This is a genomic window from Streptomyces sp. NPDC003393, assembly GCF_053589015.1.
In genome coordinates, this window is sequence record NZ_JBSFRB010000004.1 from 163,734 (window position 1) to 177,336 (window position 13,603).

Here is a 13,603-nt window from a genome sequence, read left to right on the forward strand (position 1 = left end):
TCGCGCGGCCGGGTCGCGAACCCGCATCGTGGGGCCGTCGCGATGAAGGTTCGGCGTACCTGGCGCCGGACCGGGCGCGACGGCAAGAAGGGCAAGGGCAGCTTGTGGAGCGGGGTGCCCGTCGCCAGGGTGGCGGCCGTGGCGGCCGTCGCGCTGAGGGGCTGCCGGGGCTGGGCCGCGGCCGGAGTGGTGGCGGCCGTTGCCCTCGCGCTGGTGGGCGTGCGGCTCTTCGGCGGTGAGGAGAGCGGTCCGCCCGATCCGCGGGCCCGGCAGTACTCCGAGACCGACGCCTGTCTGCTGACCGGCGAGAAGGGCATTCTGGCGGGCACGACCGCCGCCACCGTGTGGCAGGGGATGCAGGAGGCGTCCCTGGACACCCGCACCCGGGTCATGTACCTACCGGTCACGGGGCCGCAGACGACGGACAACGTGCGGCCGTTCTTCAACAGCCTGATGCAGCGTCAGTGCGAGATCCTGCTGGCCGTCGGTGACGCCCAGGTCTCGGTCGCGCGGGCCGACGCCGGCAAGCACCCCGAGGTGCGCTTCGTCGTGGTCGGCGACGGGACGTCCGCGGCCGGCAACATCGCGGTGGCAAAGCCGGATGTGAAGCTCAAGGACACGATCGCGGAAGACGTCCGGCAAGCCGTTCGCGGGGTCAAGACATGACAAAGCCGCAGATGACCCACCACATTCGGTAAAGATCAACTAACGAATGTGATCTTATGTAGAACTTATGTGACCGCTCAGGCAAGCTTCGCGGGCTTCTTTTGACCCTTTTCAAGTAAAGGCTTGCCCGTGCGCGTTCGCTGGGTTCGCAGCCCTCGCTTGTACCCTCCGGGTGGTTCCGGACGGCGCAGAGCGAGGGCTACCGCACTTTCTGTCCTCGTGTCCCTGTCGTTCATGCTCACCACGGAGACGGCAGAGGCCACCGGCGCCACCCTCTCGGCGCCCAACATGCCAGAGCTGTCCCTGTCCGGTCTGTGGAAGTGGGTGAGTGAGCCCGACTCACCGGACACCCCCGACCAGGAGGGCGGCACCGCCCGCGGCAAGAGCCACCACGCCTCCGCCGACGCCACCGACGCCGACCGCGGTGTCGGCCGGGCGCCCGGCAAGGGCAAGGGTGAACTCGACGCCTACGAACGCCCCGTGGACAAGCCGGGACAGGCCACGACCGGCCCGGCCAGGGGTACGGGCAAGAGCTTCGATGCGGCCACCAGCAAGCGGGACGCGAAGAAGTCGACGGAGACCTCGGACTACTACGTCAACGAGGACGGCTCCACGACGATCCGGCACTACTCCGGCCGCGCCAACTTCAAGGCGGCCGACGGCAGCTGGCAGCCGATCGACACCACCCTCGTCAAGGACGACGAGGGCCGCTTCGAGCAGAGGGCCAACTCGCTCGACGTCGACTTCGCCCCGAACGCGGCCGACGACGAACTGGCCTCCGTCGGCCTCGGCCGCGGCCGTGCCTTGGCCTACGAGCTGAACGGTGCGGCAAAGGTCGCCGCGACCAAGAGCGCCGACGGCGCCGTCGTGTACAACGACGTGCTGCCCGACACCGACCTCCAGCTCGTCCCGATCGCCGACGGCTTCAAGGAGAACGTCGTCCTGCGCTCGCCGGACGCCGGCAACTCCTGGATCTTCAAGCTGGACACCCGGGACCTGACACCGCGTCTGGCCGACAACGGCGACGTGGAGTTCGTGGGCGCGGACGGCGCAACCGTCGCCACCGTCCCCCACGCCTACATGGAGGACGCCGGCATGGACCGGCGCTCGGGTGAGGGCGCGCGCTCCGCGAAAGTCTCCTACGAGCTGACCACTCTGGACGGCGCGCCGGCGTTGCGGATGACCGCCGACCGGGCCTGGCTGGACGACCCCAAGCGGGTCTACCCGGTCACCGTCGACCCGACGACGGTCCTCGCGAGCGAGGCGACGTACGTCCAGACCGACTACGCCGCCAACCGTTCCGCCGAGACGCAGATCAAGGTCGGCTCGTACGACAGCGGCACCACCAAGGCCAACTCGTTCCTGCAGTTCTCCAACCTGGGGACGACGCTCGCCGGCAAGAAGGTCTCCGCCGCCACCCTGAACGTCTGGGCGCTGTGGTCCTCGACCTGCACCCCCGAGCCGTTCTCGGTGTACCCGGTGACCAAATCGTGGTCGCCGTCGACGACGACCACCTACCCCGGACCGTCGTACGGCTCCGCCATCGGCACCACCACGCCGAGCCCCGGCGCCTCCTGCACCAACACCTCCGGCAGCGCCGGTGTCGGCGTGAAGATGCCGGTGACCCTGTCCACCTCGTGGTTCACTCAGGTCGCCACCGGCGGCGCCAACTACGGCCTGGCCATGGCCGCGCCGACCGGTGACATGCTGCACTGGAAGAAGTTCCACTCCGACGACTCGGCCACCGCCGCCTGGCGGCCCTCGCTGGACCTGACCTACGCGCCGAACACCGCGCCGCAGGTCAACGCCCAGTACCCGCCGGAGAACTTCCAGGCCAACACCCTCCAGCCGGAGCTGCTGGTCTACGCGAGCGACGCCGACAAGTGGCCGAACGCGAGCCTGACGTACAGCTTCGAGGTGTACGACGCCGACTCCACCAGCACCACCCCGGTGGTCACCTCCGGCAACCTCACCAAGAGCAGCTGGAAGATCCCCGCGGGCAAGCTGAAGTGGTCGAAGAACTACGTCTGGTACGTGGGTGTGACCGACGGCTACGAGGAGGTGGCCTACTCCAGCCGCTTCACCACCGCGGTGCCGCAGCCGCCGGTGACCTCGGGCCTGGCCCAGAACACCGACGGTCATGAGTTCGACCCGTCCGAGGCGAACTACACCACCGAGGACAGCGACGCGGACGTCGACGTGGTCGGCCCCTCCCTGGAGATCGACCGCTCGTACAACAGCATCGACCCGCGCCTCGACAGCGCCTTCGGCGCCGGCTGGTCGACGGTCGTCGACATGAAGGCCGCCGAGGTCAAGGACCCGTCCGGTGCCGTCACCAGCGTGATCGTCACGTATCCGGGCGGTGAGCAGGTCGCCTTCGGCCGCAACAGCGACGGAACGTTCCAGCCCCCGCTGGGCCGCTACGCGCGTCTGCAGTCGGTGACCGGCGGCTACACGCTGACGGACAAGGACTTCACGGAGTACGCCTTCAAGCAGACCACCGCGAAGGCCGGTACCTACGCGATCTCCGGCATCAAGGACTACGCGGGCCGCACCGAGACGTTCACCTACAACACCTCCAAGCAGCTCACGAAGATCACCAACGAGACGTCGAAGCGCTCGCTGACGCTTTCGTGGCAGACCCCGGCGGGCGCCACCGGGGCGCACGTCGCCACGCTGGCCACCGACCCGTCCACCGCGGGTGACTTCGACACCGCGCAGACGTGGCAGTACAGCTACAGCGGCGACCAGCTGACCAAGGTCTGCCCGCCGGCGGACTGGTCGCACTGCACGTCGTACTCGTACGTCACCGGCAACCACTACCGCACCACGGTGCTGGACGCCGACCCGTACGCGTACTGGCGGCTCGGCGAGGCCGCCGGGGCGACCGCCGCCAAGGACACCGTCGGCCTGAACCAGGGCCGCTACAACGGCCTGTACCACAACGTGACCCTGGGCGGCTCGCCGCTCCTCGCGGGCTCGACGCAGACCACGGCCACCTTCAACGGCACCAGCTCCTACGTGGAGATGCCGTCCGCGCCGGGCGCGACGCCGTCGTACACGACGGTCTCGCTGTGGTTCAGGACGACCACGGCGGGCGGCGTGCTCTTCTACTACGGCGACAAGCCGCTGAGCGACGCCGACCCGGTGAACAACACGACGAAGAACACCCCCGCGGTGTACGTCGGCACCGACGGCAAGCTGCGCGGCTGTCTGGCGATGTCCCCGAGCTGCAGCCCGAACATCGTCTCCTCGTCGACCGTCACCGACGGCCAGTGGCACAACGCGGTCCTCACCGGCCAGGCCACCAGCCAGACGCTCTACCTGGACGGCGTCGCGCAGGGCTCCCTGACGGGCACGATCAACGACTGGAACCAGCCGTACATCTCGCTCGGCGCGGGGGTGAACACCCAGGGCTGGCCGGCGATGAACCCGAACGACCAGCTCGGGCACTACACCGGTCAGATGGCCGAGGTCGCCGTCTACTCGGAGCCGCTCGACCCTTCGGTGATCAGCGCGCAGTACCAGGCCGCCAAGCGGTCCGCAGGCCTGCTCAGCAAGATCACCACACCGGGCGGCAAGACGCAGGCGGCCGTCACCTACGGCACCACCGACGACCTGGTCACGCGGGCCACGGACGGCGACGGCGGCACCTGGAAGCTGAACCCGCCGACCGTCACCGGCTCCTCGCAGGTCTACCGCTCCGCCGTGATGGGCTCCGCCCCGGCCAGCTACTGGCGGCTGGCCGACACGGGCGGGGCCGCGCAGGCCGCCAACGAGATCCACACCGGTTTCGGCACGTACAACACCGTCACGCAGGGTGTGGCGGGTCCGTTCGGCACGGGTGACGTGACGGCGGCGACCTTCAACGGCACCTCCTCGTACGCGGAGATCCCGTACCAACCCGCGCACTCCTCCGCCGACCGTGCGGTCGAACTGTGGTTCAAGACGGCCAAGCCGGGCGTGATCCTGTCCGACCAGTACCAGGCCCCGACCGTCACCACCCCGTCGGGCGGCTGGAACCCGCTGCTGTACGTGGGCGCCGACAACAAGCTGCACGGCCACTGGTACACGGTCGCCGGGTCCGGCACCACCGCCTTCGGCACCACGAACACGGTCACCGACAACCAGTGGCACCACGCCGTCCTCTCGGTGTCGGGCACGACCCAGACGATGTACCTCGACGGCGTCAAGGTCGCCGACTTCACCGGCGCCGCCAACGACCAGTCCAACACCCGCACCTACATCGGCGCGGGGTACGCCAAGGGCTGGTACCAGTCCCCGGCCGACGTCAGCTTCTTCACCGGCTCCATCGCCGAGGTCGCGGCCTACGGCCACGCCCTCGACGAGAGCGACGTCGAGCGGCACTGGTCGGCCTACAAGGCGTCCTCCGGCGTCGCGCCGGTCAAGACGGTCACGCTGACCGACCCGACGAACAAGACGCTGACGTACGTGTACGACGCGGAGATGGGCGACCGTCTGCTGGCCGCGATCGACACCGAGGGCAAGCGGACGACGTACGGCTACGACACGGGCGGCTTCCTGCACACCGTGACGGACGCCAACGGCAACCGCGGCATCACCGGTCACGACGTGCGCGGCAACACGGTCTCGCAGACCGACTGCCAGGACACGGCGGCGAACAAGTGCGCCACGGAGTACTACACGTACTACCCCGACGCCACGACGGCGTTCCCGCCGATGGACCCGCGCAACGACCTGCTCCTGACCGAGCGGGACGCGCGGTCCGCGTCCGCGACGGACAACACCTACCTCACCGGCTACACCTACGACACCGGCGGCAACCTGCTGTCGGTGACCACCCCGCCGGTGCCCGGCCACCCCGACGGCCGCACCGCCACCACCACCTACACCACGTCCACGACCCCCGCGGCCGAGGGCGGTACGGCGGTGGCCCCCGCGGGTCTGGTGGACACGGTCACCACGCCGGGCGGCAAGAAGACGAAGAACGTCTACTACGCCAACGGCGACCTGGCCTCGGTCACGGACGCCAACGGCGCCAAGGTGACGTACACGTACGACAACCTGGGCCGGAAGGTCTCGCAGAAGGAGATATCGGACTCCCAGCCGAACGGTCTGACCACCACCTGGACGTACGACAAGGACGACCAGGTGACCTCGGAGACCGCCCCGGCGGTCACCAACCGCGTCACCGGCGCGGTGCACCAGGCCAGGACGACCACCGTCTTCGACCACGACGGCGACGTCACCTCCCAGACCGTCGCCGACCTCACCGGCGGTGACGCCCCGCGGACGACGTCGATGACGTACGACGCGTACAACCGTGTCGCCACGCGCACGGACCCGGGCGGCGACACCACGTCGTTCGAGTACGACGTCTACGGCAACAAGGTGAAGGAGACCGACCCCCAGGGGAACGTCAACACCTACACCTTCGACGGCGAGGGCCGCCCGCTCACGACGAACCTGCTCGACTACACCGGCGACCCGGACAACCCGTCGGCGCCGGCCACGCTGGTGCAGGAGTCCCGGGCCTACGACCCGGCCGGCCGCCTCGCGTCCATCACGGACGCCATGGGCTGGGTGACGGCGTACACCTACACCGACGACGGCCTGACGGCCACTGTCACCCGCAAGGACCCGGCGAACGGCAAGCAGTTCGTCGAGGAGTCCAACACCTACGACATGGCCGGGAACCTGATCAAGCAGGTGACCAACGACGGACGCACCACGAACACCTTCGCGGTGGACGCGGACGACCGCGTCACGTCGTCCGTCCTGGACCCGACGGGCGTCAACCGGACGACGAAGGTCTCCTACGACCCCGACGACAATGTCGTCAAGGAGACGGAGAGCGACCCGGCGACGGGTGACACCGCGACGACGGACACGCTCTTCGACAACCTGGGCAACGTCCAGGGCATCGTCCAGCACGACGGGACCACGGCCCCCGTGGCCCGCTACAAGCTGGACGAGACGACCGGCTACTCGGTCGGTGACTCCTCCGGCGGCAACCGCACCGGCACGCACGGCACGGGCATGCACTGGAACACCGACCACGGCGGCAGCGCCGTGTTCGACGGTGACGCCGAATCGTACGCGCAGACGGACGGGCCGGTGGTCAACACGGCCGGCAGCTTCACCGTGTCCCTGTGGGCGAAGCTCACCGACACGTCGGTCAACCACACGCTGGTCTCCCAGGACGGCGACCAGATCTACGGCTTCGTCCTGTACTACTCGACGGGCACCGGTGGCTGGACATTCGCCCGCCGGGCCACGGACAGTACGAGTGCCACCCTGGTACGGGCCACGTCGGGCCAGGCGGCGGTCACGGCGAACACCTGGACCCACCTCGTGGGTGTCTACGACGCCACGGCGGCCAAGATCCGGCTGTACGTCAACGGCGCGCTCGCCTCGGAGACGGCCTACACCACCCCGTGGAGCGCCAACGGACCGCTGCAGCTCGGCCGTCACCAGGCGGGCAGCAGCCACGGCGGCAACCACAAGGGCGGTCTCGACGACGTCCAGGTCTACGGCGAGGCCCTGACCGGCTCGCAGGTGTCGTCGGTGTACAACGGCACGCTGCCGGCGGGCGGCAGCGCGGTGCGCACCACCACGTACAAGCTGGACCAGCGGGGTCTGCCGCTGTCGACGACCGACGAGAACGGCAACACCACCGACTACGGGTACGACGAGGCCGCGCAGCAGACCACCGTCACCGAGCCGGTGGTGAATGCCGAGACGAACGGTGGTACGGCCACGGCCGTCCGTCCGGTCACGATGACGGGCTACAACACGTTCGGCGAGCCGACCGAAAGCTCCGACCCCAGCGGCAACGTCACGGTCACCGCCTACGACGCCGAGGGCCAGGAGACCTCGACGAAGCTGCCGAACTACACCCCGCCGGGGGCCTCGACGCCGATCACGGCCACGTCCTGGAACGAGTACAACGACCTGGGACAGGTCTCGGCCGAGGTCGACCCGCTGGGCAACCGCACGACGTACTCGTACACGCAGCTCGGCGACGTGGCCTCGGTCACGGAGCCGGGTGGCGGCAGGACGACGTACGTCTACGACACCAACGGCGACCTGCTCTCGACGACCCGCCCGAACGGCGCCCGTCAGGAGTCCACCTGGGACTACCTCGGCAACGAGCTGACCAGCACGGACATCGTGCGCCAGCCGACGCAACGGGCCTACACGGCGATCAACGAGTACAACGCGCCCGGCGGCGATCTCTCCCGGGAGATCAGCCCGACCGGTGTGAGCATGTCGTACAAGTACAACGCGCTCGGCGAGGTCACCGAGGTGACCGACCCCGCGGGCAACGTGTCGACGTACACGTACAACATGGACGGCCAGGTCCTCGTCTCGAAGGACCCGGACGGCACCAGCACCAAGAACACCTATGACGGGTTCGGCCAGCTCGTCACGACCCAGGACCTGGACGCGCTGGGCAACGTGGTGCGCACCGCTCGCTCCACGTACGACCGGGCGGGCAACCCGCTGTCGGTGACCGACTACCGCGGCCACACGACCACGCTCACCGTGGACCCGACGGGCCTGGTCACCAAGGCGGTGGAACCCGTCTCCGCCACCGAGTCGATCACCACGACCTACGGCTACGACGTCGCGGGCAACCGCACGCGCTTCACCGACGGCCGTGGCAACCCGTTCATCACCACCTACAACACGTGGGGGCTGCCCGAGTCGCTGATCGAGCCGTCCACCCCTGCCCACCCCGACCCGGCCGACCGCACCTTCACCACGGTGTACGACGCCAACGGCCGGGTGAAGGAGCAGCGTTCCCCGGGCGGTGTGGTCGTCACCAACGAGTACGACACCAGGAACCGGCTGACGAAGACCACCGGTACGGGTGCGGAGGCCGCCACGGCCGACCACACCTACGCGTACGACTCGGACGACAACGTCACGGCCGTCGCGGGTGCGGGCACCGATCTGAACACCTTCAGCTACGACGACCGCGGCATGCTGCTGTCGACGTCCGGCCCGTCGGGCTCCTCCTCCTTCGCCTACAACGGCGACGGGGCGATGACCTCCCGCACGGACGCCTCCGGCACGACGACCTACGGGTACGACACGGCCGGCCGGCTGAAGACGGTCGACGACGGGGCCACCGGCTCGGCGCTGACGTACACCTACGACGTCAACAACAACGTCAAGCAGGTCGACTACGGCACCGGCAAGTCCAAGCGCGAGTTCTCCTACGACTCCCTGGAGCGCATCACCGACGACAAGCTGACCTCGCCCACCGGCAAGGTCCTCGCCTCCATCGCCTACGGCTGGGACGAGAACGACAACCTGACGTCGAAGACGACGGCAGGGGTCAGCGGTGCCTCGTCGAACACGTACACCTACGACTGGGCGAACCGCCTCACGTCGTGGAACGACGGCGCGACGACGGAGTCCTACGGCTACGACGCCTCGGGCAACCGCACCCGCGCCGGCGGCGACACGTACACGTACGACGCCCGCAACCGGCTCACGTCGGACGGGCACAACGCGTACACGTACACCGCCCGCGGCACGCTGAAGACGATCACGGACGAGGGCGGGACGCAGACCCTGCTCAAGGCCGACGCCTTCAACCGGGTGATCAACGAGGGCGACCGGACGTACACCTACGACGGTCTGGACCGCGTCCTGAGCGCCAAGGACGACACGGGTGCCGACGTCTTCTCCTTCAGGTACAGCGGTACCGGCAACGACGTGGCCTCGGACGGCATCGCCTCCTACAGCCGCGACGCGGACGGCTCCCTGCTGGGTGTGAAGACGGCTGTCTCCTCACGCCTGGTGATGACGGACGTCCACGACGACGTGGTGGCCCAGTTCACCGACTCGGCGGAGGCGCTGACCGGTTCGACGACGTACACGCCGTTCGGCAAGACGTCCTCGACGACCGGCATGCTGGGCAACCTGGGCTACCAGTCCGGGTGGACCGACCCGCAGACGGCCAAGGTGAACATGGCCGCGCGCTGGTACTCGCCGCAGACCGGCCAGTTCAACAGCCGTGACACGGTGAGCAACGACCCGCTGCCGGACTCGGTGAACGCCAACCAGTACGCGTACGCCAACGACAACCCGATGACGGGCACCGACCCGACGGGTCACTGGTTCGGCTTCATCAAGAAGGCCGTCAAGAAGGTCACCAAGAAGGTCAAGAAGACCGCCAAGTCGGCCTGGAAGAAGACCAAGCACACCGTCAAGAAGGCCGCGAAGGCCGTCCGCAAGGCCGCCAAGAAGATCAAGAAGGCGGCCAAGAAGGTGGTCCGCAAGGCCCGCCGGACGGTCCGCAAGGCCGTGCACTATGTCCACGACAGCGTCAAGAAGGTCAAGAGATACGTCAAACGGACATATAAACGCGTCAAGAAGTACGTCCACAAGGTCGTCCGACACGTCAAGAAGACCGTCCACAAGGTCGCCAAGGCCGTCAAACACGTAGCCCGCAAGGCGGTCAAGGCAGCCAAGAAGGCCGTCAAGAAGATCGGCAGAGGCGTCAAGAAGGCGGCCAAGGCCACGGCCAACTTCGTCAAGCAGCACGCCGCGACCATCGCCTCGGTGGCCACCGGCGTCGCGGTCTTCGCCGGCTGTACCGCAGCCACCTGGGGCGTCGGCGCGGTCGGTTGCGCGGCCCTCGCGGGCGCCGCGGCCAACGCGGTCGGCTACATGATGAGCGACGGTCCCAAGTCCGTCGGCGGCTTCATCGGCGCGGTCGGCATCGGCGCTGTCACGGGCGCTCTCGCCGGCGCGGCCGGCGGTGCGGCCTCCGGCGCGGTGGGTCGTCTGCTCGCCGGCGTCGGCGGCAGGGTGGCACAGGGCGCGGCCATGGGCGCCGCCGGTGGTGCCGCGGAGGGCGCGGTCAGCTACGGCGTCACCTGCGCGATGAGCGAGGAGGGCTGCAGCGCCAGCGGCGCCGCCAAGGCGACGGCCATCGGCGCCGCCACGGGCGGCATCTTCGGTGCGGCGGCCAGCAAGTTCGGCCGCAAGGGCGGTTGCACGCCGCACAGCTTCACCGGTTCCACCGGTGTGCTGATGGCGAACGCCCTCACCAAGCCGATCTCCGAGGTGAGGCCCGGTGACTGGGTCCTGACCGCCGAGCCCGGCAAGAAGGAGAAGGAGAAGCACGAGGTCAAGGCGGTGATCGTCACCAAGACCGACCGTGACTACGTCGATGTCGCCGTGGCCACCAAGTCGGGTCCGAAGACGATCCAGACCACCAGGCACCACCAGTTCTACGAGGTCAGCCGCAACACCTGGACCCAGGCGGGCGACCTCAAGAAGGGCTACAAGCTCCAGAACAATGACGGTGGCACGACCGTCGTTCTCAACGTCAAGGAGTACACGGCCCAGCGCGTCACGTACGACCTCACCGTCGACGGTCTGCACACCTACCAGGTGGCGGCCGGCGACATCACGGTCCTCGTCCACAACGACGACGGAATTGGCAGGGTCTCCGACGGTGCGTGCCCTGTCCCGCTGGGACAGGCGCGCCGTCTTCTGGACGATGCGGAGGCCATCCATGACGCGGCCAGCGCACGGGCGTCCAGCCAGACGGGCCGTAAGAAGGCCGATCAGGGAACCACAGTCGCCACCGGCGTCTTCAACGGGCGCAAGGTCTACTCGGTGAACAACAACAAGACCTCCGTGGCGATACGTTCCGTGGCGGACAAGCTCGGTTACGAGCGAATTCATGGCGTCGAACACATTGATCCAGGAATTCGCACGGACGCCGAACAGATCCTGTTCAACGCCGTCGAGGACGGAACGTTGCCCAATCGAGGAGTTGTCGCCTCGTCGCGCCCCGCATGCGGTCCGGAGAGACAGAACTGTGCAGGCCGAGCGGGCGAGTTCCCGGGCATCCAGTTGTGGGAGCGCAAGCGAACCGCACCCTGGGAGCGTGATGAGTAGGTAGTAGGAGTTAGCTAGCCAGCCCAGCTGAGCCTGTGCCAACATGGGGTGCATCCCGCCTTCGGGCAGGATGCACCCCTTCATTTCATGGACATTTGAGGACTCGATGACTCTCTGGGACGCCGAGATCGGTCGGTTGCAGAACAGCCTGCTGGAATGCCCTTTCGAAGACCTTCAGGGACTCGGTCTGCGGGTGATCGAAGAAACGGTGACGGTCTACGGGCGCCCCTTGGACGAGTTGTTCGACGACGCCAGTGTGACTTTGTTTCAGGAGGCCATTGAAGAGTTTCGGTCGTTTTCCGGTGCCAGTGAGGAAGTCGCCGAAAGATGGGATGAGCTGTTCGCGGACGCATACGACTTGCAGGACTCCAAGTCCCCGTTCACAGCGGCGTCACTCTGCCAGGGTCTTGCCCAGTACGCGGACGCTCTGCTGAGCGAGGATGCTGGGGAGGGTATTGTAGAGGTGCTCTCCTCCTGTTACGAGTCTGTATTGTCATTTGCTTCACTTGGCCGCATCGTCACCGTCGACATGGAGCGTGAAGATCCTCGGTGCCGCCGGGCGGTCGACCTGCAGTTGACGCTGATCGAGCAGATCTGCGGCATTTCCTGAGGGTCCTGGGGCGACAACCGTGACAGAGCTCTGCCCGACTCCCATGGAGTTCTTCCGCAGGTGGGGTGAACCGCTGCGAGCCGCACCTCGGGCGCTTGTGACGTCCTGCTGCCCGGCGCGGACGGACAGCACTGGTAGGAGTTATTCTGTTGTGCGATCCAGAGTGCGACGACATCGCCGAGTCGATCGCCCGGGTGGGGATCTACGCCGTGCGATCGGGCAAGACCTTCGCGGCACAGAACATCTACCGAGCGTCGGGTCCACTCTGGCCGGGGGCCGAACTCGCCGTGCGGAGATGATTGACGGACTCTGCTGTCGTCCGGCTGGCCGGCGGAATGAATCACCTGCTCGTGCGGCAGGAGAGCCTGCCGATACCATGCCCGCATGACAGGCGAACTCCTTGGTGTCGCCGCAACCGCCCTGGCCCTCCTGGAGTCCGCACAAGACGGACATGCGGACGCGGCTGACCGGCTCGGCGACATTCTGCCGTCGCTCACGGCGGCGGCGGAATCCGGCGACATGGCTGCCCAGAACGTGCTCGGGGGGATTCTCCTGGAATTCGCGGAGAACCCCTCCGATGCCGCTTTCTGGTTCAGGAAGACCGCTGACCGGGGCAGTGCCATGGGCAAGCGCAGCCTGGGGCATCTATATGCGAACGGCCTGGGAGTCCCGGAGGATCTCGCGGAGGCGGAGCGGCTGTTCAAGGAAGCCGCCGACGCAGGGGATGCACACGCGCAGTTCAATCTGGCGCAGTTGTGGTGGGGGAAGCGTGACCCTCAGTCGGTCGCGGATCTCCTGCGGTCGGCCGCGGAGGGCGGCGTCGTCGACGCTTATGTTGTCCTCGGCGACCTGCTCGCGGCCATGGGCCAGGACGCCGAGGCCCTGCGCAGTTATCTGAGGGCCGCGGAGGCCGGACATGACGGGGCGATGTACGTCGCCGCCTGCTGGTACCGGGACGGCACCGCCGGCCGCCGGAACGGTGTCGAGGCCCTGCGGTGGTTCCTCAAGATGGTCAACTCCGGGAACGCCGACGGGCTCCACGAGGCGATCGCGCTCGCGCGCAACGTGACCGACGAGGACATCCGCCGCGCCGGTGAACTGGCCGGCTGCCCCGGGGAGGCCGAGGCCATGGTGAAGACGGTCCGGAAGTACCGCTGACCACGCGCTCCAGGACACACGGCTGTAGGTGAAGGGCAGTAGGTACGTCAAGACGTGAGTCACCGTCAGGTGAAGCTTTGATGTTCTGTACATGATGACGAGGCAAAGGCGCGCACAAGTCACAAAGGCGCGCCCGGCGGTAAATCGGTCATGTGCAGCAAGAGGCGGTCAAGAGCTGCACAAGATCACCTCTTGAATCTGTTCACAGGATGTTCACAGCGGGCAAGATCGGCGCGTTTCTATGCCGATCCTGATCGC

The 13,603-nt window shown here is 67.7% G+C and carries 5 protein-coding genes; all 5 read left to right on the plus strand.

The features are described 5' to 3' along the window. The first annotated feature begins 42 nt into the window (after window positions 1-42). The 5 genes from ACWDUZ_RS06180 (at window position 43) to ACWDUZ_RS06200 (ending at window position 13,345) form a co-directional block, all read left to right on the plus strand. Complete coding sequence (locus tag ACWDUZ_RS06180; protein ID WP_451630605.1) at window positions 43-666, plus strand: BMP family ABC transporter substrate-binding protein; 624 nt, start codon at window positions 43-45, stop codon at window positions 664-666. Window positions 667-885: 219 nt separating this feature from the next. Continuing rightward, complete coding sequence (locus tag ACWDUZ_RS06185; RefSeq protein ID WP_451630606.1) at window positions 886-11,577, plus strand: LamG-like jellyroll fold domain-containing protein; 10,692 nt, start codon at window positions 886-888, stop codon at window positions 11,575-11,577. A 106-nt stretch (window positions 11,578-11,683) separates the two neighbouring features. Then, window positions 11,684-12,187, plus strand: coding sequence for a hypothetical protein (locus ACWDUZ_RS06190; protein ID WP_451630607.1), 504 nt, complete (start codon window positions 11,684-11,686; stop codon window positions 12,185-12,187). Window positions 12,188-12,336: 149 nt separating this feature from the next. Continuing rightward, window positions 12,337-12,486 carry a hypothetical protein gene (locus ACWDUZ_RS06195; RefSeq protein WP_451630608.1) on the plus strand — a complete coding sequence of 50 codons (150 nt, stop codon included), beginning with the start codon at window positions 12,337-12,339 and terminating at the stop codon, window positions 12,484-12,486. A gap of 85 nt (window positions 12,487-12,571) precedes the next feature. After that, window positions 12,572-13,345: a tetratricopeptide repeat protein gene (locus ACWDUZ_RS06200; protein WP_451630609.1), complete on the plus strand. Its 774-nt coding sequence runs from the start codon at window positions 12,572-12,574 to the stop codon at window positions 13,343-13,345. Window positions 13,346-13,603 lie beyond the last annotated feature (258 nt).

Bases quoted from the DNA above. Each gene is read 5' to 3' on its own strand.
- ACWDUZ_RS06180 (WP_451630605.1), top strand. From the start codon at position 43: ATGAAGGTTCGGCGTACCTGGCGCCGGACCGGGCGCGACGGCAAGAAG.
- ACWDUZ_RS06190 (WP_451630607.1), top strand. From the start codon at position 11,684: ATGACTCTCTGGGACGCCGAGATCGGTCGGTTGCAGAACAGCCTGCTG.
- ACWDUZ_RS06200 (WP_451630609.1), top strand. From the start codon at position 12,572: ATGACAGGCGAACTCCTTGGTGTCGCCGCAACCGCCCTGGCCCTCCTG.